A 19,894-nucleotide genomic window follows, 5' to 3' on the forward strand; every position below is an offset into this window, starting at 1 on the left:
TCACCTAGTGAAGTTATCACGCTCTGTTAGCGTTCCCTGATTTAGTATGTACCTGTGATATATGGTTGGCAACTGATTAAGTACAACCTCTTTTCCTTCAATGTCCTGTCTCAACAGGCAGTCGTTTAACGCATCGCAGCTCATTGCATTTTGCATTTGCTCAGCTACAGGCTGAAAGCTTAAATGCCAAGGCTCTGCTGATACTCCACCTGTGTATTGCTGATAGGGGCGGTAAAACCCGAAATCGGCGGCAAAGCGATCTAACCACTGGTTAAGTGCAAAGCAGGGGCCGTTTTCAGCATATTCCGCTGGAACAAGCTGGAGTTTTTGCCCTGTTTGTTCAACCCGAGGGCGATCATAAACATCGAGATCTGTGCCCCAGTGATGGCGACTGCCACCAGGTAGCGCAGACCAGGTCAGTATAGCGTGCAGTTTTTCTTCCGGTGTCAGTTTTGCTGGGTCGAGTAATTTACCACTTGCAGAATACAAGGGGCGTAAACCTTGCCATTTGTTGTTCCAAATGAGTAATTGGCGTGTAAAGTCACGAAAGCCACTGGCGATATTGATGTCAATTTTATCTATCTGCGCGGCGCGTTGCATAGACTGAAAAGCATTAAAAGTACGTACTTCAAGCCTATGTCCGTCTTGCGCCTCGCATAAATGCGAGGCGTCAGTTCCTAGTACATGCCCAATCAAGATCAAGCCAATAACCTTTGTAAAATGCCTTGGTAAATTTTAGCGAGTTCGGCTAAATCTTTGATGTTTACGTTTTCGTCTATTTTATGAATAGTTGCGTTTACAGGGCCTAATTCGATTACTTGCGCTCCCGTTGGTGCAATAAAGCGCCCGTCGGACGTGCCACCTGCAGTGGAGAGTTCTGTCTGTCTACCGGTAACGTCTTTTATCGCATCTTGGGTCGCTTCAACTAATTTACCTGAATCAGTTAAAAAAGGCTGACCGTTGAAGGTCCAATCAATTTCGTAATCAAAGTCGTACTTATCAAGAATTGAGATAACCCGTTCGATAAGTTGCTTGTCGGTCACTTCGGTTGAAAAACGGAAATTAAAACAGGCAGTTAGGTCACCTGGTATGACGTTGCCAGCCCCCGTACCCGAATTAATATTAGAAACTTGAAAACTGGTAGGGGGAAATGAGGCATTGCCACTGTCCCAATGGGTCTGAGCGAGCTCAGCAAATGCTGGTGCTGAGGCATGAATAGGATTTTTCGCTAGGTGAGGATAGGCAACATGGCCTTGTACCCCTTTAATGACGATATCGCCGGTAAGTGAACCACGACGGCCGTTTTTTACTACATCTCCTACAAGTGTGGTGCTTGATGGTTCGCCTACTAAGCACCACGTCATTTTCTCGTTGCGGGCTTCAAGGGTGTCGATCACACGAGTGGTGCCATTAATAAAAGGGCCTTCCTCGTCACTGGTAATAAGAAAAGCAATCGATCCCGTATGTTCAGGGTGCTTAGTAACAAAGGCCTTAGTGGCAACTAGCATAGCGGCTAAACTGCCTTTCATATCAGCAGCGCCGCGTCCGTATAACTGTCCTTCGTGCTGAGTCGCCTCAAATGGCGGAAACGTCCACTTTTCTGCAGGCCCACTGGGCACAACATCGGTGTGGCCGGCAAAGCAAAACACAGGATCGCCTTTGCCTTTGCGTGCCCACATGTTTGTGGTGTCTTCAAACACCATAGTTTCAATCTCGAAACCTAATGGAGCTAAGTATTCTGCCATTAACTGCTGGCAACCGGCGTCTTCTGGGGTCACAGATTGGCGGTTAATTAATTCTTCGGTCAGGGCTAATACTTCACAACTCATTTGAATATCTCTTGGTATTGGGCGTCTTTGAAACCAACAATATGCTGGTCATTATGGATAAGAAGAGGGCGTTTAATCATCGCAGGTGCCTCAAGCATAAGTGCAAGTGCCGTCTGTGTGTTGAGGTTTTCTTTTTGCGCATCGGATAACTGACGAAAGGTGGTACCTCGCTTATTTAATAAGGTTTCCCATCCGACTATTGCTTCAACTTCTTCAAGCCATTTTGCATCAATGCCGTCTGCACGATAATCATGAAACCTGTACTCAACATCGTTTGTACTTAGCCACTTACGCGCTTTTTTAATCGTGTCACAGTTTTTAATTCCGTACATTGTTGTCATCAAGTTACTCGTTATTCCCATTAATTTACTTAGCCGCTAACTATAGCGAGACACACAGGGTAGGGTAAAGAGGAAACATATATTAGTGCTTAATTGCTCCACGGTTAATTACAAGGGTTTTTACTTTCAGCATATTTTTCTCTTGCTTAGCACAAATGATTTCGCCTAGCCGTGAATAACGGCCTTTTAATTTCGATTTTGTACCACACATTAAGTAAATGAACTTCTCTAAACGATTATCCAACAGCATATTGGCCAGCACTGGGTTTGTGTTGTTGCTATGGTGTATTCAGTCAGCTGAAATCTTATTCTCTTTGGATATGCATGTGTTTGCTGTCTATCCACAAAGACTCAGTGGAACACTGGGGATACTCACAGCTCCTTTGATTCACGGCTCATTACAACACCTATTTAGTAATAGCTTGCCACTACTGATACTGTTAACGGCATTAATATATGGCTATCCGAAAACGCGATATAAGGTGCTGGTCAGTGTCTGGATTTTATCGGGCGTTGGTGTGTGGCTTTTTGCTAGAGAGTCATATCATTTAGGCGCCAGCGGTATGACACACGGGATTTTCTTTTATCTATTGGTAGTGGGGATTTTACGTCGAGATAAGTCGTCAATTGGGATCATGATGATTGCATTTTTCATGTACGGCGGCATGACAATGAGTATCTTCCCTAGAGAGCCCGGTATTTCATTTGAGTATCATTTGTTTGGCGGAATAAGCGGTGCTTTGGCAGCGCTGATGTGGTTTCGGTTAGACCCCAAACCAGAGGTAAAGCGTTACCCATGGGAACGTGAAAGCACTGATATAGACGACCCGATCATTCAGGACCAATGGCGCGACGACGTCGAGCAATTGCATCCTGAAGATCATGAGCTTACAAAGCACGGGTTTTCCTCCCAGGTTGATCAAACCACGCGGCCGGAAAAAGTTGAGCAAGTTGAAAAACCTACAGAGCACCCACAGCGTAAAAAAATTATCAGTATTTCAAGACGTGATTAATACCAACTCCAACGGTATAGGCATATTTGTCGGTATTTCCCTGCAGAAATTTATCATTGTGGAAATCATTCCGAATTTCTATATGTATTAATACAAAAGGGGAATAGAGGTTACGCGTGACTAATTTGCACCCCATGAAATTCCATTTCGCCTAAAATTTTTCCGTTAATCAGTATGCTAAATAGTTGATTAGCATTTGTATGAATTAGTGCTTTATTTGCTATCAAAGTAAGATGATTCTCTATTGTTAATGCATAGGTTTATTTAGTCTTATGGACGTTCGAATGGCAGATTTTAATTATTATTTTCGTGTGCGTTATGGAGAATGTGACGCACAAAGTGTGGTGTTTAATGCGCGCTACGCGGATTATGTCGATATTACTATGACAGAGTATTTTCGGGTTTTTTATGGCGGTTTCGAGAATCTGATCACACAAGGATATGAAACTCAGGTGGTAAATCTAAATATCAGCTGGAAGTCGTCTGCGCGTTTTGATGATGTCATTCACGGGACTGTAGGGGTTAAAAAAATTGGTAATTCTTCTTTCACCTGCCAGGTGCATCTAACGCAGCAGCAAAGCAAAAAGCCGATTGCTAGTGCAGACATTACCTATGTGTGTGTTGACTCAAGTTCCTTTGAGAAAAAGGCAGTGCCGCAAAGCTTAAGGGAGGCATTTGACGCGCCTATTCAACCCATCACTATTAACCATGCGGGAGATGTGCTCTGAGTCATTATTATGAACCGATTTAGATATAGACCTTAGTCGGATACAACCAGATCAGATAACTTTTTATAATGATACTACAGTTGGTGTCAGATATTATTTCTAGGTTTTTGTTATAACCTACTGTAATTTAGGTTAAATGTTCCATTTGGTTGAATGAAACTGCCTTTTTAATAATAAAGTTACCTAACCTAATAATAAGAATAAAGGGTTTGATATGGTGCCTCAAAATAGAAAAAGTGATAATGCGTTGCTGAGCGCGTTTTCTACCCGCTCAGGGCTGTCTACTCACTCAGGGGCGTCTACTCGCTCAGGGCTGTCTACTCACTCAGGGGCGTCTACTCGCTCAAGGCTGTCGACACAAAGATTAGAACAGTTAATAGCGAAAACACATTATCAGCCTGAGTCGCTCGCGACGTTTAAAGAGCCTCTATTGACCAGCATTAACAATTTTATCGATGAGTTGTATCGTGAGCATCCTCAAATGGCTAGCGTAAAGCTGCACACGGACGAATATAATCTTTCAACCGATTTACGCGATGTACTGAGGCAGTATATTGAAGGCCTCTTTGTTACTGCTCGTTATGACCAAGTCTATATCACTGAGCGCATTGAATTAATTGTTCAGTATAAAAATATAGGCGTACCGGCATTAGACTTCATTCAGTTTATTAATACCTTAAGTGAGTTACTGTGTCGCTTTGCTCAACAGGCCTGTGATCTGGGCTCTGCACAAGGCTCTTTTTGTCATTTTATAAGACAGCTACTTCAGTTTGATATTGAGCTATGCGCTGATACTAATCTAACGCATCTATACGCTGAGCTTGACGTGCTAAGGCAGCAAAACGAGAGTTTGTCCCGTGATATTGAGGCGAGAATAGCGAAACGAACGAAAGACTTAATGGATCAGGTACGTTTAGATCCCTTAACGAAAATCTATAACATCAGTGCGATGCAAGAGATGCTCGACAAAGAATTAGCACTAGCGAAGCGCCGCCAAACTAAAGTATCTTTGGTGTACTTTGATGTTGATCATTTCAAAAAAATCAATGATACGGAAGGGCACATAAAAGGCGATGAAGTGCTTAAAGAAATCGGCCAAACGTTACGTCAATGCGTTAGGCAAACTGATATCGCTTGTCGTTACGGTGGCGACGAATTTTGCTTAGTGTTACTCGAATGTAATGCACAAGAGGCACAAGGTGTGTGTGAGAAGCTCATTGCTACTTTTCGCGCTCGCTACCCGACGTATTCATTTAGTATGGGAATTGCGGAAACTGGCGCTTCTGAATTTGTTAGTGTTAAACAGCTTATCCATTTAGCAGATCAAAAAATGTATTTAGCGAAAAAAGAAGCAGGGTTTACCATCGTTCTTTAAAGGGCAAACCCATGCTAAATCGTGTTGGCCCTTTTCGTTGAGCCTTCGCGTTAGTTCAAAACCTATTTTTTTATGACCTACCTTTTGCCACCAGAGCGCCCAGTTATAGCAATAACAGAGGGCTGCTTGGTTGTGTATGATTACAAATTTTTAACCCTTTCACATTAACGAACACGCTCATACAGCCTGTTATCGCCTTGAATACGTATGCAAAAACTTGTTTAGATTATGTTACAAAGGATAATCTTCACGCTGTCGTACAGCCGCCACCCTTAAAATAGTTTCGTAGAAAACACCTCGCAACATAAGGATGGGATATAACAAATAGAATGTAATGCGTATATTCGAGATGACCATCAGTTTTCGTCAGTTTTTACAACCTAACAACATGTATAAGTAGAGAAGGTTTCATGCAGCAAACAAAACCACAATTAAGCTTTTGGCAAATTTGGAATATGTGCTTTGGCTTTTTAGGTATTCAATTCGGTTTTGCTTTGCAAAATTCAAACGTCAGCCGAATTTTTGAATCTCTTGGCGCAGACTACAGTAACCTAGCAGTGCTGTGGGTCGCGGCGCCCATTACCGGCCTTGTAGTGCAACCCATAATTGGCTATTTGAGCGATAATACCTGGAACCGTTTAGGCAGAAGGCGTCCGTATTTTTTATGGGGCGCCATAGCGGCAAGTGGCGCGCTATTTATTATGCCCAATTCACCTACTTTGTGGTTCGCTGCAGGTATGCTCTGGATTATGGATGCCTCTATCAACGTCTCAATGGAGCCTTTTCGTGCATTCGTCGGTGACATGCTGCCTCCTAAGCAGCGCGCCAGTGGTTATGCCATGCAAACCTTTTTCATTGGTATTGGCGCGGTCGTTGCCTCAGCCTTACCTTGGATGATGACCAATTGGTTTGATATCTCGAATATTGCTGAACCGGGCTCAGTAGCGGATTCCGTTAAATTTTCATTCTATGCCGGCGGCAGTATTTTTCTTTTGGCTGTGTTGTGGACGGTTGTTTCTACGAAAGAGTACTCCCCAGAGCAACTGGCGGCGTTTGATGCTGCCCAGGCGCAAATTGACCAGAAAAAAGACACAAACACGACGACACGTACACAAAAGCAATATACTCGTGGAGGCAGCGGATTCACTGCCGTAGGCCTGATTTTACTCGCCGTTATTTATACCAATATTGATGCCCTGGATCAAAATCTTTATATCTTAGCAGGGGGCCTGATAGCGTTTGGTGTGTGTCAGTTTGTTGCTGCTTTTATGGTTCGCCAGCAGTATACCAAAAACGGGTTTGCTCAAGTGATGGGGGACCTGTTTGCTATGCCTCAGGCCATGCGCCAGCTTGCAGTCGTGCAATTTTTCTCTTGGTTTCCACTGTTTGCTATGTGGATTTACACCAACTCTGCTGTCACCTCCCATCATTTCGGTAGTCGTGATACAAGCTCAGTAGCGTATAACGAAGGTGCTGACTGGGTATCAATTTTAATGGCGACCTATAACGGGGTATCTATTATCGCAGCAATTGTGATCCCTGTGGTGGTGCGTATCCTTAATTTACAGTATGCCCATTTAATCAATTTATCCTTAGGCGGAATTGGATTTATTTCATTTTGGTTTATTCGCGACCCTGCGTGGCTGGTGCTGGCGATGGTGGGAGTCGGTTTTGCTTGGGCATCAATTCTATCTGTGCCCTATGCCATATTGGCCAACGTACTGCCGAGCAATAAAATGGGTGTCTACATGGGAATATTCAATTTCTTTATCGTTATTCCACAAATATTAGCCGCCAGTATCTTAGGTTTTCTGGTGACGAAAGTCTTTGATAATCAACCTATTTTTGCTTTAGTGATCGGCGGTTGTAGCATGCTTATCGCTGGTGTCATGACGTTACGTGTCAAAGTTCCTCAATAGCTCATATCGGATTAGATAAAATGATGAAACAAAAACTGTTAGCCCGCCCGTCACTTTCCTGTTTTACGTTCACCGCAATGACTATGGCATTGACCCTTGCGTTAACCGCATGTACCCATACGAGTCACACAGCGTCAGTTGATAGCGCAGAACAAAGCACAGCACAGTATTACGGCACGGATAACCCCTTTGTGAAAGAAGCCGTTTATTTCGTGATGACAGACCGCTTCGTCGATGGAGATGCGAGTAACAATTACCCAGAACAAGGGGGGAATCTCCCCAGTTTTGATTTACCTCTTTATGCTGATAATGGTGATGCCGCCAATGTGGGTTATTTAGGTGGCGATCTAAAAGGTGTGTTAGATAATGCGCAGTACATCAGTAACATGGGGTTCACAGCGGTTTGGCTAACCCCCATTGTAGAAAACCCCGATCAGCAGTTTTCAGGGGGGGAGGCGATAGCGTATGGAGGAGCGTTCAAAGATGGCGGTAAATCTGCTTATCATGGCTATTGGGCATCCAATTTTTATAAAATAGATGAGCATTACCCGTCTGAAAATTTAGATTACAAAACATACACCAACAAAATGCGCGACCAATTTGGCATCAAAACCGTGTTTGACGTGGTGGCAAATCATGGTTCACCGTCGTTTAGTATGCCTGTAGAGCAAGATCAATTTGGCAAGTTGTATGACCTGAATGGGCGTTTAGTGGCTGATCATCAAAATTTGGCCCCAGAGAAACTAGACCCAAATAATCCGCTGCACCAGTTTTATCACACCAGCCCAGACATCATGCAACTTTCAAATTTGAATGAAGACAACCCGCAATTGCGTGACTATCTGATTAACTCGTACTTGTATTGGATAGAGCAGGGCGCAGATGCTTTTCGTATCGACACGATTAAACATGTTCCCCATCACTTTTGGCAAGAAATGGCAGCAAGAGTGAGGGAACAGTACCCAGACTTTTTTATGTTTGCCGAGAGCTTTGACTACAATGCGAACTTTATCGCCCAGCACACCCTTGCGAAAAACGGCGGGATCAGTGTGTTAGATTTTCCTGGCCAAAAAGCAATCACGAGTGTATTTGAAACACCGGGCAGTGATTACGCCTCATTATTGTCGTATTTACACTTAACCCATGGGCCTTACGCAAACCCCTATGAGCTAACCACTTTCTACGATAACCATGATATGCCACGCATGAACGCGAGCGATTCAGGGTTTATTGATGCCAACAATTGGTTATTTACCAGCAGAGGGATCCCCGTTGTTTATCAAGGCTCAGAAATAGGGTTTATGCGAGGAAAGGCAGAACACCAAGGGAATCGGAATTATTTGGGCCAAGAAAATATTGAAATTGCCAAGTCTCACCCTATTCAACAACAGTTATCTGCGATCGCCAATATAAGAAAGAATGTACCGGCATTGCAAAATGGTTTGCAAGTCAACCTTGAATTCAAAGGCGATCATGCGGCGTTTTATCGTGTTATTCAAAAAGGCGATATTGCACAAACCGCATTAGTGTTACTCAACAAAAGCGACAAATCGCATCGCTTTGCAATTACCCAATACCTAGATAAAGGTACATGGACCGAAATGCGTTTTGAGCAACAAGCGCAGACCATTACGACCGGCGATGCATTACTGGCTGATGTGGCAGGTCATAGTGTAAACGTCTGGGTTAAAGAGGGCGCCGTGGTTAATGATGCCCTCAAATATGAGTTGTCTAAATTGATGGCGTTTAAATAAATGATTACGCAGCGGAGCAAGTACGTTATTTAGTACTATGCTCCGCTGGACTGACGGATAACAAGATCAACATGCATTAAGTAATGCTCCACTTCTTCCCCCGCGATTAACCTTAATAAACTGTCTACTAAAATCTCACCGGCTAAAATTGTGTCTTGCTTGACCGTGGTTAAGCCTGGTGTAGCGAAACTCGCGACAGGGACATTGTCGAAGCCAACGACGGCAATTTGTTGTGGGATCGATATATTGCTATCGCGTAAGGCTCGAAGCACACCTATGGCTATCAGGTCACTAGCACACACGATGGCATCAATATTGGGATGACGTTCAAGTAGTAATAAGGTCGCGCTGTAGCCCGAATCTTCGGTTGATATTGCGTCCTGCTGTACGGCACTTTGCGCTACATCAGCAAGCGTCAACGCTTTATGATAGCCCTGGTAGCGGGCAAAAAACTCAGGCGCACGGGAATCTGCCCCGCCGATAAAGGCAAATCGTTTTCGACCCAGATCGAGTAGGTGCTGGGTAACGTCAAATCCCCCTTGGAAATTATCACAACCAATTGAAACACCCGGGTGTTCATCATCAAGGGCGCCCCAGCGCACGAAATGCGTGTTTTGTGCCTCGAGCTGAGTAAGCTTAGTGCAGTATTCTGTGTAATCGCCATATCCTAATAGGATAATGCCATCGGCTTTATTTGAATCTTCATATTCAGCATGCCAATCATCGCTTAAATTTTGAAATGAAATTAGTAAGTCATATCCAGCATTTGCCGATGCCCGCGTGATACTGCCAAGCATGGATAGAAAAAAAGGATTAATGAGAGAATTATCTGATGTTGGGTCTTCGAACAACAAAAGCGCTAGGGTTTTACTGTGCTGACGCCTTAGGTTACTGGCGTTCTTGTCAACTTTATAATTAAGTTCACGAGCTATGGCTTGCACTTTTTCACGAGTTTCTTTATTAACTAAAGGGCTATTGCGAAGTGCACGAGACACCGTAGACTGCGATACACCAGCGTGATGGGCAATATCAAACGATGTAGCTTTCTCTTTCATTATTAGAAACCTTATTCAACAAACACAGAACAATAGACCATTTATAAATAAGAGTTATACACTAGCCAGCTTTTTAAATCCCTAACAAAATACCAACACGCTGGGTTTTTGCACGTTTATTATACTAAATGTTAAGTCGCTGATTTAGCTTATTTAAAGTGTCCTTATTATGACCTATTTAATTACATCATATTCACTGGCTTGCTAATAAAAGGGCTTTTCGGGCGTAGAATACTGGTATAATATCCGCTGTTTTCCATGTATTAGCGTTAGGGGTAATTATTAATGGCCGAGACCGAAAGTCGTCCGACCAATTTCATTCGTCAAATCATCGATAAAGATCTGCAATCGGGTTTGCATACACAAGTGCAAACGCGTTTTCCACCAGAGCCAAACGGTTATTTACATATAGGTCACGCAAAATCGATTTGTTTAAATTTCGGTATCGCTCAGGATTACCAAGGACAATGCAATTTACGCTTTGATGATACCAACCCTGACAAAGAAGACATTGATTACGTTAATGCGATCAAAAACGATGTCACATGGCTTGGTTTTGAATGGCAGGGCGAGGCTCGCTATTCTTCTAACTACTTCGACCAATTGCACGCGTATGCGCTGGAATTGATTGAAAAAGGATTAGCGTACGTTGATTTTTCTAATCAAGAACAAGTACGTGAGATGCGCGGCACCCTCACAAAGCCAGGTACCAACAGTCCATATCGCGATACTTCGATTGAAGAGAATCTTGCGCAATTTGCTAAGATGAGAAACGGCGAATACAAAGAAGGCCAGTGCCTACTGCGCGCTAAAATTGATATGTCGTCGCCGTTTATGTGTATGCGCGACCCAGCGTTATACCGCGTAAAATTCGCCCATCACCATCAAACAGGTGATAAGTGGTGTATTTATCCCATGTACGATTTTACCCATTGTATCTCTGATGCAATAGAGGGTATCACTCACTCTTTATGTACTTTGGAGTTTCAGGATAATCGTCGTTTATATGACTGGGTGTTGGAAAATATCACTATTGATGTTGTGCCTCGTCAATACGAGTTTTCTCGATTGAATCTTGAATATACCGTTTTGAGCAAACGAAAACTGATTCAGTTAGTAGAAGAGCAGTATGTTAGCGGTTGGGACGACCCCCGTATGCCAACGATAGCTGGGTTGCGCCGCAGAGGGTTTACCGCAGCTTCAATCCGTGAGTTTTGTAAACGCATCGGCGTGACCAAAATGGATAACATGGTTGAAATGGGCATGCTAGAGGCACCGCTGCGGGATGAGCTCAACGAAAATGCTCCTCGTGCTATGGCCGTGCTTGAGCCCGTTAAAATCGTAATAGAGAACTATCCCCAAGATGGTGTCGAATTATTGGATGCACCTAATCATCCAAATCGACCTGAAATGGGCAGTCGCCAAGTTCCTTTTACCAAAGAGATATACATTGAGGCTGAAGACTTTAGAGAAGAAGCCAATAAGAAGTTTAAGCGTTTGGTATTAGGCAAAGAAGTACGTTTACGAAATGCTTATGTGATCAAAGCACAGCGCGTTGAAAAAGACGAGCAGGGCAATGTAACCACCATATTTTGTGAATATGACCCTGATACTTTAGGTAAAGATCCAGCTGATGGTCGCAAGGTAAAAGGCGTGATCCACTGGGTTTCAGCTGAGCATGCTGTTGCGGCTGAAATCCGTTTATATGACAGTCTATTCTCTGTGCCTAACCCCGCGGCTGAAGAAGATTTTGCGGCCTGTATTAATACGAATTCGTTAACGGTTAAGAACGGCTGGGTTGAACCAAGCTTGGCCAAGGTTGATGTCAATTCATCAGAGATACACGCCTATCAGTTTGAGCGTACTGGGTATTTTTGTTTTGACAAAGACAGCACGGCAGACAAATTAGTGTTTAATCGTACGGTTGGCTTGCGCGACACGTGGGCAAAGATTGGTGATTAATACCAGTTCACATGTGTATGTGACATTAGCAAAATAGCATTATTGAAAAAGCCCCTGTTATTTTTTAAATAACAGGGGCTTTTTTATATCATCTAGAGACAGCGTTACTTGTGCCAAGTGACGATAATTATCTGCTTTGAAAAACTACTTAGGCTGTGCGTGAAATGTTTTGCCTGATTCATGCTTACTTGCATCACTCATTAAATACAAATAAAGCGGCATGATCTCTTCAGGGGTTTTTAACTTACTTGCATCTTCTGCTGGGTAAGCTTGTGCCCGCATGTTGGTGCGAGTGCCGCCTGGGTTAATACAATTTGCTCGAATTGAGGTATTTTCGTTTTCATCCGCTATGATTTCCATCATGCCTTGGGTGGCGAATTTCGAAATTGAATAACTGCCCCAATAAGCGCGCCCTTTCAAACCAACACTGGAGGTGGTGAAAACAAGCGATGCGTTTGTCGATTTCTTCATTACCGGTATCAGCGCTTGAGTCATAAAAAACTGACTATTCACATTGACTTGCATCACGTTATTCCAATCGTCTTCATTGATTTGCTGGAAAGGTTCAAGATGACCTAACAGGCTTGCGTTGTGCAATACGCCATCCAGGCTAGCGAACTGATTGTCAATCGTGTTGGCCATGTCGCGATAGTGCTGCGGCGTAGCGCCTTGCAAATCTAACGGAATAATAGCTGGCTCCGGGCCTCCATTTGCGACAATTTCGTCATAAACGGCTTCTAACTTACTGACCGTTCTACCGAGCAAGATGACAGTGGCGCCGTACTTAGCAAATTGTAAGGCCGCTTCTTTCCCTATGCCATCGCCTGCGCCAGTAACAAGTATCGTTTTCGACGTTAAAAGCCCGCTGGTTGGTTGAAAATTAAACATATATTTCTATTTCAAGTAAATTTTGCTGATTTTATCATTTAGATGTGAAAATATCCTACCGAAATAGTCGTGGAAGACTGGATTGTTTTACGTTACATGTTGTTAACAAACCTTTGCAAATCAATATCAAACTAAATAAGATGGTTCAGGAAGTAACTGGTCTAACGTGTTATTTATATCGATGATAAATGTGCATAGGTCGAATTGATTCCAAGAACATGCAAAGCCAATTGAAATAATAAAGAGGTAGGGAAATACAATGAATAAACTTTTGCTTAGTGCGAGTATCGCAGCTGTGCTGGGACTAACAGGCTGTAATGGAGACTCGGTAGCAGATTTAGAGACCGATACCCCCGTAGAGAAACCGTTTGCTCGGGTGGTATTTGATCCTGCCAACAGCGACCTTAATTTACCGAATGATTTATTGATGTTACCAAGCGGTAGCTTTTTCGATTTTACGTTAAATACAGAAGGGACGGAAACGTTTGATGGCGGCAACCCTGAACACGCACTAAGCGCGCTAGATGGATGGTCGACTCAGAATCCTTTCTCGATTAATGTCACTTTACCTACCGGTCTTGATATTGATGCCAGTAGTGTTAATGGATCATCAATTAAGTTATTTCAGGCTACCCAAGCGTTAGAGGGTACCTCAGAAACGTGTCAAGCAATTGCGGCCGCTGCTGCTGCTCCAGGCGTGCCTTGTGAACTAGGTGATGAATTGGTGTACGGCGAAGATTTCATTGCCTCATACGAGTCAGGAGCTGGGACAGGTTCGATCACGGTTATTCCATTAAAACCACTGGCGGCTGGTCAAGGCCATATGTTGGTGGTAACAGATTCTCTTTTAGATACAGACGGCAAAAGTATCAAAGGTTCAAGCTCTTGGGAGCTAGCCCGCCAAGACATACGCACTCTACCGCTTTCAACAGACGAGCAATTGCAACTACAAACGTTAGTCAATAGCATTGTTGACGTTATTATTCCCACGGGCATTGAACGCGAAGCGATTTCATATGCCTCATACTTCTCGACGGTCTCGGCTGGCAGTGTGATGGACTCGGTTAAAAATCTGCAAATTGCAGGTTACGCTACTGCATTCGGGGCGGCTATGACTGCGACGGGTGGCGACGTTGCTACTTCTGCGTCTGTAGCGCGTGATTATTTGCCGCAGCTTGATGTTTCAGGTGACAATGTTAGCAACGCGTATGAGGCCCTTAATTCACAATTGGGCGCCACATACACCGCATTACAGGCTCAAGGGTTGGGAACATGTGCTGAGCTATCTGCTGCAGTGACTGCCTCAGGAGGTTCCCCAAGCGCAGAATTAACTCAAGCGGCCACATTTGCTGGACCGTTTTGTGCGGCTAAACGTATCGAAGCAGAAGTTAAACTACCTTATTACCTGAGCACGACTAACCCGCTAGGGGATTGGTGGCGTGCTATGTGTACTAGCGGTGCAACACTGCAATTAATGGGGGCCGAAACGGTTGCCTCATTAATACAAGCTGGCGCAGTCGGGCCAAATGATGCCTTGTGTCAACAAGCGTCGGGCGGGCAGTTACGCGATCTTGATTTATCGTCTTTGGGTATTGATGATCCACGCAACCTAACCAAGTTTAACCCTTTGCCTATCGCCCAAGGGACAAACACCGATGATGATTCGACATTGATTAATGAAGCAGGCACTGAAACCTTAGGTGTGCAATTTACCGTACCTGACGAGTCTGTGATTGCTATGCTCTCTGCAGCGACAAATGGTGCGATCCCAATGCAAACTAAGCCTGATAATGGCTGGCCGGTGATCATCGTTCAACATGGTATTACTGGAGCAAAAGAAAATGCCTTAGTTGTAGCGGCAGCGTTTTCTCTAGCTGGTTTTGCTACAGTTGCAATTGATCATCCGTTACACGGCGGGCGTGGTTTTACATTAGCTGACGGTACTGTTGTGAATGCATCGACTCACTCACCAACTGATTATATGAACCTGGCAAGCTTAATAACGGCGCGCGACAACTTGCGTCAAAGCGCGTCCGACACACTTGGATTGCGCCTGGCCCTTAATGCCATAAACGATGGTTCAGGGATCGTCGATATTGATACATCAGAAGTACATTTTATCGCCCAGAGTTTAGGGTCGATTTCGGGCATGAACACATTGGCTAATGCGAACACACCGTTTGAAGGTGACTTTGCTGCGTTTAGCGATATGTATAAGGTAGACACAGCTGTACTGAATGTTCCTTCTGGTGGTGTTGCTAACTTCCTTCTAGAATCACCGGATTTTGGTCCATTAATTAAAGGGTCTTTATTAGCGGAGTCTTCAGAGGATTTTGCTACGTTCTTAAGGCAATACGCTGCAGCAAATGATTTGTCAATTGAAGCGGCGATTCGTCCAGCTTACATTGCGTTTGATGAAGCATTAGAGGACGATGCGCGCGCAGAAATTGCTGCGACTTTTAGTCAGTTCGTGTTCGCAGCACAAACCATACTAGATGCGGGCGACCCTATTAACTATGCCCAGCGCATGAGCAGCAATACACCGACATTAATGCAGTTGGTTGTAGGTGGCGGCGTGAATGATGACGGTACAACAGCGCTAACCGATCAAGTGAATCCGGTGGTAACGGCGTTACCTTTATCTGGTGGTATTCCTTTGTCTCAGGTCATGGGCTTATCACAAGTTTCGTCAACGTCACAAGGCGATGCAGCGCAAAGTGGTGTGGTCTACTTCTCAGCTGGAGCACACCAATCTTTGTTTGTTCCTTCACCAAGTTTGGCTGCTACCACAGAGATGCAAACTCAAGCTGTGAACTATTTTGGCTCACAAGGGAACAATATTGTGATCACAGACGAGTCTGTTGTTGCAAACTAATTCTTTGCCTTATTGATGAAAGCTAGGCCATGCCTAGCTTTTTTTTTGTAAATTAGTCCCAATATCGCTTAAGTCAGTCATTAAGGAGCACATAGAATTGGAATTTTTGTATGAATACGGTTTATTTATAGCCAAAGCGGTAACGATTGTTATTGCTATATTATTAGTCGTTGGTGGGATTGTTAGTTTAGTTAGCAAACAAAAACAATCCAAAGGGAACCTAGAGATTGATTCAATTTCTGAGCGATTAGATGATATTAAGGGCAGCGTTGATAACCTGATTTGCACCAAGGACGAGCTTAAAAAGAAAAACAAGGAACAGAAAAAAGCAGATAAGGCGGCCAAGAAAGCTGCTAAGAATAACAAAGCAGAAGATGAAAAAGGTAACTTGTACGTCATTGATTTCAATGGCTCTATGGACGCTCATGAGGTTGAAAACCTTAGGGAAGAAGTGACAGCTGTTATTTGCATTGCAAAACCAAAAGATGAAGTCTTAGTTCGTCTAGAAAGTGGTGGCGGAGTCGTACACGGCTACGGACTCGCTGCATCACAGTTGCAACGTTTAAAAGACAAAAAGATACCATTAACGGTTTCGGTCGATAAAGTGGCAGCCAGTGGTGGATATATGATGGCTTGTGTTGCTGATAACGTGTTGGCCGCCAAGTTTGCTATCATAGGTTCGATCGGTGTTATCGCGCAGATCCCGAACTTTAATAAGTTATTAAAGAAAAACGATATTGAGTTTGAGCAGCATACAGCGGGACAATTTAAGCGCACTTTAACCATGTTTGGCGAAAACAATGATGAAGGACGTGAAAAGTTTCGAGATGAACTTGAAGATGTGCATCAAATGTTTAAGGGGTTTGTTCAAGAGCACAGACCAGCCTTAGCGATTGATACTGTTGCCACCGGAGAATATTGGTACGGGAGTAAAGCGTTAGAGCTTGGGCTTGTGGATACGATCCAAACATCGGATGATTTTTTACTCAGTGCAAATAGTGATAAAAAGATCTATTCAGTGAAGTATTCGGTGAAAAAGAATTTGGCTGAAAAATTCGGTATGTCAGTTAGCCATGGGGTTGCTAATACACTAATGAAACTTTGGCATAAAACACAAATTATTCCAAAATAGGCAATTAGACAAAAGATTAGTTTTGTATAAAAAATACCGGCTTTTAGCCGGTATTTTTTTATCTGCAATAAAGCGCTGTACAAATTTTAATTATATAAAATATCGTAAAGCCCATATTGGTGATAAATTTGACCTGTTTAAATTGATATTTTAGTGATTGTAACTGTTAGTGGTTGCTATCGTCCTTCGACCTCGCAATGTGTTTGTAAGTTCAACTTTTTATCGTTATAAATAATATGCAATTCAATAGAAACCAGAGAGTTTTACTGAATTCTCAACCGCGCAATGTCAATCAGCCCAGCTTGATAAAACAATAATAAGATGTCGCATGCGCAATTAAAAAACACAATAAAGTTGGATATAAAATGAACACGTCATTAAACAAATTAACGAAAAGTATTCGCTACGTTATCGCTACATCCACGGCGGTAGCGGTTACTGCTATTAGCCCAGTTTATGCTCAAGAAGTTAAAGACGATAGCGCTGATGTAGAGAAAATCGCGGTTGTAGGGAGCCGCTCAGCACCTCGTTCAGTTGCGGACTCTCCTGTTCCAATTGATATCATTGGTGGAGATGAGTTAGGAAAGTCTGCGTCTACTGACATGCTTGATATGTTGGTCAGCACTGTGCCTTCATTTACGGCACGTGCGCAGCCTATTTCAGATGCTGCAACCCTTATTCGCCCAGTAAATTTACGTGGTTTATCGTCAGACAGTACGCTTGTGTTAGTCAATGGCAAAAGACGTCATCGCGCTTCTGTTATTGCATTCCAAGGTGGTGGGATAAACGATGGCGCGCAAGGCCCTGATATTTCGGTTATTCCTAGCTCAGCTTTGAAGCAAGTGGAAGTTCTTCGAGATGGTGCCGCTGCGCAGTATGGCTCTGATGCTATTGCCGGTGTAATGAACTTTGTATTAAAGGATGACGCAGAAGGTGGTTCGTTATCTGTTAAGCGTGGTGAATACTACGAAGGCGACGGTGCTACTACCACGGTGGAAGGTAACCTTGGCCTACCATTTACCGATGATGGTTATGCTAACTTAAGTTTTCAACTTAAAAATGCTGACGCAACCAGTCGCAGTGTACAACGTCCTGATGCCGCTAATTTGATAGCCCAAGGCAACACAGCTGTTGGCGATCCTGCGCAAATTTGGGGTAACCCTGAAATCAACGATGACATTAGTGTATTTGGTAATGTCGGTCTTGATCTTGGTGATGATAAGAAATTTTACATGTTCGGTAACTATTCTGAACGTGACATTGTAGGTGGTTTTTACTACCGCAACCCGCACAACCGTGGGCAGGTCTATTCTAACGATGGCGGTGAAACGCTATTGGTCGGTGATGTTGCACAAGCTGAAGGAGCAGAGCGCACCTGTGCGACTGTTGCTATACCAAAGGTTGTGCAAGCTGATGGCTCAGTGGTGGACGGTAATGTACTAGAAACTGCGGCTTATCAACAAATGGTGGCCGATCCAAACTGTTTCTCAATGAACCAAATTTTCCCTGGTGGTTATACTCCAGCGTTTGGTGGAAATATCACCGATACATCATTAGTAATTGGTGTTGAAGGCGAATTGAAAAGCGGCTTCTTATCTGGAGCGTTTTTTGACTTAAGTGGTTCAGTCGGGCGCAGTGAGTCAGCGTTTAACCTTACGAATACGCTTAACCCATCGCTTGGCCTTGATACGCCGACTGAGTTTGATACGGGTAAATATATTCAGCTAGAAAAGATGTTCAACTTAGACTTATCTAAACAAATTGATGTTGACGCAATTGATTCACTAAACCTTGCAGGTGGTCTTGAATGGCGTGAAGAGTCGTTTGAAATCGTTGCTGGTGAAGAGGCATCTTGGAAAGCAGGAGACTATGCAGCACAGGGCTTTAACATTGGCTCTCACGGATTTAAAGGCTTTGGACCTGAGTCTCAGGGAACAAATACGCGTCGTAGTGTCGCAGCTTATGTTGACGTCGAAGCATATCTGACGGAAGACCTATTAATTGGTGCAGCTGTTCGTTACGAAGACTTTACCACCTTTGGTGATACCACTAACTACAAGTTAACAGCGCAATATAGCGTGACAGATGAACTTTCACTACGCGCGTCAACCAGTACAGGGTTTAGAGCGCCTACAGTTGGTCAAGCAAATGTGGTTAATACGCAAACCTCGATTGTTGGTGGTGATTTGATTCAGAGTTTCTTGGCGCCACCGACTGATACGTTATCAGCGTTTTATGGCGGTAAAGAGTTAACACCAGAAGATTCGCAAAGTTTTGCTATTGGTGCGGTGTACCAAAGTGGTGATTTCTTTATTAGTGCTGATTTATATAGCATCACCGTGGAAGACCGTATTGCTCAATCTAGCCAGATTGATGTAAACCCTGAGGATTACGAAGAATTGAGAACTTTGGGTGTGCAAAACCCAGAACTTATTTCGGCTGTAACCTATTTCGCTAATGACTTTGATACTAAAACCCAAGGTTTGGATTTAGTGGCAAACTATACTCATCCCATTTTTGATGCCGGTGATACTAAGTTCTCACTAGCTTACAACTGGAATGAAACTGAAGTTGAGAAATTCAACCCTGACACAACCAGTGCAGGTAAAGTTAAATTGCTCGAAGAAGGGATCCCTCATCACAGAGCGACTTTTACCATTTCACAGAGCTGGGATACGGTAAGTGCCTTTATTCGTGTTAACTATTTCGGTGAGTACTTTGCGGTACATGCTGATGATGCAGAACCAGGTGGTTGGAATGAAGACGCTGGCAGCAGTGCTACGGTTGATGCTGAAGTAAGTTACTTTGTCACCGACCAAATTACCTTGTCTGCAGGTGCGAGTAACTTGTTTGATACAGAAGCGCAAGAGCTACCAGCAAGCTCATTTGCAGCTGTGGGTGGTCGCTTTTATGAAAATGGACCGTTTGATTATAATGGTGGTTTCTACTACGTAAAAGCGAAGTATAACTTCTAAATTATTCAGTACCTTATAAAAAAAGCTCTGTCGCGCTAACTACGTACG

The 19,894-nt window shown here is 43.6% G+C and carries 14 protein-coding genes; 9 read left to right on the forward strand and 5 right to left on the reverse strand.

The window, feature by feature from the left end:
- Genes GCHA_RS11015 through GCHA_RS11025 form a run of 3 tightly spaced genes read right to left on the reverse strand, consistent with a single transcriptional unit; the run spans position 1 to position 2,170 of the window.
- Complete coding sequence (locus GCHA_RS11015; RefSeq protein WP_007988117.1) at positions 1-702, reverse strand: M15 family metallopeptidase; 702 nt, start codon at positions 700-702, stop codon at positions 1-3.
- Complete coding sequence (dapE, locus tag GCHA_RS11020) at positions 699-1,829, reverse strand: succinyl-diaminopimelate desuccinylase (protein WP_007988119.1); 1,131 nt, start codon at positions 1,827-1,829, stop codon at positions 699-701. The genes GCHA_RS11015 and dapE overlap by 4 nt, the downstream gene beginning before the upstream one ends.
- On the reverse strand, positions 1,826-2,170 hold the full coding sequence (locus GCHA_RS11025) for an ArsC family reductase (RefSeq protein WP_039992340.1): 345 nt from the start codon (positions 2,168-2,170) through the stop codon (positions 1,826-1,828). Before GCHA_RS11025 ends, dapE begins: the two co-directional genes overlap by 4 nt.
- A gap of 218 nt (positions 2,171-2,388) precedes the next feature.
- On the opposite strand from GCHA_RS11025, the gene GCHA_RS11030 reads away from it, so the two are divergent.
- From GCHA_RS11030 to GCHA_RS11050, 5 genes are all read left to right on the forward strand, one after another.
- A complete protein-coding gene (locus GCHA_RS11030) occupies positions 2,389-3,183 on the forward strand; it encodes a rhomboid family intramembrane serine protease (RefSeq protein ID WP_007988125.1) in 795 nt (264 codons plus the stop codon).
- Positions 3,184-3,467: 284 nt separating this feature from the next.
- A complete protein-coding gene (locus tag GCHA_RS11035; protein ID WP_007988129.1) occupies positions 3,468-3,911 on the forward strand; it encodes an acyl-CoA thioesterase in 444 nt (147 codons plus the stop codon).
- Positions 3,912-4,125: 214 nt separating this feature from the next.
- Positions 4,126-5,286 carry a GGDEF domain-containing protein gene (locus GCHA_RS11040; RefSeq protein ID WP_007988131.1) on the forward strand — a complete coding sequence of 387 codons (1,161 nt, stop codon included), beginning with the start codon at positions 4,126-4,128 and terminating at the stop codon, positions 5,284-5,286.
- 410 nt (positions 5,287-5,696) lie between these two features.
- Positions 5,697-7,205 carry an MFS transporter gene (locus tag GCHA_RS11045; RefSeq protein WP_007988132.1) on the forward strand — a complete coding sequence of 503 codons (1,509 nt, stop codon included), beginning with the start codon at positions 5,697-5,699 and terminating at the stop codon, positions 7,203-7,205.
- Positions 7,206-7,225: 20 nt separating this feature from the next.
- On the forward strand, positions 7,226-8,959 hold the full coding sequence (locus GCHA_RS11050) for an alpha-amylase family glycosyl hydrolase (protein WP_007988134.1): 1,734 nt from the start codon (positions 7,226-7,228) through the stop codon (positions 8,957-8,959).
- A gap of 35 nt (positions 8,960-8,994) precedes the next feature.
- Here GCHA_RS11050 and GCHA_RS11055 read toward each other — a convergent pair whose 3' ends face one another.
- Positions 8,995-10,014, reverse strand: a complete 1,020-nt coding sequence (locus GCHA_RS11055; RefSeq protein WP_007988136.1) for a LacI family DNA-binding transcriptional regulator — start codon at positions 10,012-10,014, stop codon at positions 8,995-8,997.
- 285 nt (positions 10,015-10,299) lie between these two features.
- On the opposite strand from GCHA_RS11055, the gene glnS reads away from it, so the two are divergent.
- Positions 10,300-11,976, forward strand: a complete 1,677-nt coding sequence (gene glnS, locus GCHA_RS11060) for a glutamine--tRNA ligase (RefSeq protein ID WP_007988138.1) — start codon at positions 10,300-10,302, stop codon at positions 11,974-11,976.
- Positions 11,977-12,120: 144 nt separating this feature from the next.
- Here glnS and GCHA_RS11065 read toward each other — a convergent pair whose 3' ends face one another.
- Complete coding sequence (locus tag GCHA_RS11065) at positions 12,121-12,864, reverse strand: YciK family oxidoreductase (RefSeq protein ID WP_007988139.1); 744 nt, start codon at positions 12,862-12,864, stop codon at positions 12,121-12,123.
- Positions 12,865-13,123: 259 nt separating this feature from the next.
- Here GCHA_RS11065 and GCHA_RS11070 point away from each other — a divergent pair, with 259 nt between their 5' ends.
- The 3 genes from GCHA_RS11070 (at position 13,124) to GCHA_RS11080 (ending at position 19,846) form a co-directional block, all read left to right on the forward strand.
- On the forward strand, positions 13,124-15,739 hold the full coding sequence (locus GCHA_RS11070) for a VolA/Pla-1 family phospholipase (protein WP_007988141.1): 2,616 nt from the start codon (positions 13,124-13,126) through the stop codon (positions 15,737-15,739).
- Positions 15,740-15,836: 97 nt separating this feature from the next.
- Complete coding sequence (gene sohB / locus GCHA_RS11075; protein WP_007988143.1) at positions 15,837-16,871, forward strand: protease SohB; 1,035 nt, start codon at positions 15,837-15,839, stop codon at positions 16,869-16,871.
- Positions 16,872-17,236: 365 nt separating this feature from the next.
- Complete coding sequence (locus tag GCHA_RS11080) at positions 17,237-19,846, forward strand: TonB-dependent receptor plug domain-containing protein (RefSeq protein ID WP_007988148.1); 2,610 nt, start codon at positions 17,237-17,239, stop codon at positions 19,844-19,846.
- Positions 19,847-19,894 lie beyond the last annotated feature (48 nt).

The sequence above is a fragment of the Paraglaciecola chathamensis S18K6 genome, assembly GCA_000314955.1.
GTDB lineage: Bacteria > Pseudomonadota > Gammaproteobacteria > Enterobacterales > Alteromonadaceae > Paraglaciecola > Paraglaciecola chathamensis.

What these genes read in the sequence shown, in the direction of transcription:
- GCHA_RS11070 (WP_007988141.1), top strand. Translation starts at nt 13,124, where the DNA reads ATGAATAAACTTTTGCTTAGTGCGAGTATCGCAGCTGTGCTGGGACTA.
- GCHA_RS11035 (WP_007988129.1), top strand. Translation starts at nt 3,468, where the DNA reads ATGGCAGATTTTAATTATTATTTTCGTGTGCGTTATGGAGAATGTGAC.
- GCHA_RS11025 (WP_039992340.1), bottom strand. Translation starts at nt 2,170, where the DNA reads ATGACAACAATGTACGGAATTAAAAACTGTGACACGATTAAAAAAGCG.
- GCHA_RS11050 (WP_007988134.1), top strand. Translation starts at nt 7,226, where the DNA reads ATGATGAAACAAAAACTGTTAGCCCGCCCGTCACTTTCCTGTTTTACG.
- GCHA_RS11065 (WP_007988139.1), bottom strand. Translation starts at nt 12,864, where the DNA reads ATGTTTAATTTTCAACCAACCAGCGGGCTTTTAACGTCGAAAACGATA.
- GCHA_RS11040 (WP_007988131.1), top strand. Translation starts at nt 4,126, where the DNA reads ATGGTGCCTCAAAATAGAAAAAGTGATAATGCGTTGCTGAGCGCGTTT.
- dapE (WP_007988119.1), bottom strand. Translation starts at nt 1,829, where the DNA reads ATGAGTTGTGAAGTATTAGCCCTGACCGAAGAATTAATTAACCGCCAA.
- GCHA_RS11030 (WP_007988125.1), top strand. Translation starts at nt 2,389, where the DNA reads ATGAACTTCTCTAAACGATTATCCAACAGCATATTGGCCAGCACTGGG.
- glnS (WP_007988138.1), top strand. Translation starts at nt 10,300, where the DNA reads ATGGCCGAGACCGAAAGTCGTCCGACCAATTTCATTCGTCAAATCATC.
- GCHA_RS11055 (WP_007988136.1), bottom strand. Translation starts at nt 10,014, where the DNA reads ATGAAAGAGAAAGCTACATCGTTTGATATTGCCCATCACGCTGGTGTA.
- GCHA_RS11080 (WP_007988148.1), top strand. Translation starts at nt 17,237, where the DNA reads ATGAACACGTCATTAAACAAATTAACGAAAAGTATTCGCTACGTTATC.
- GCHA_RS11045 (WP_007988132.1), top strand. Translation starts at nt 5,697, where the DNA reads ATGCAGCAAACAAAACCACAATTAAGCTTTTGGCAAATTTGGAATATG.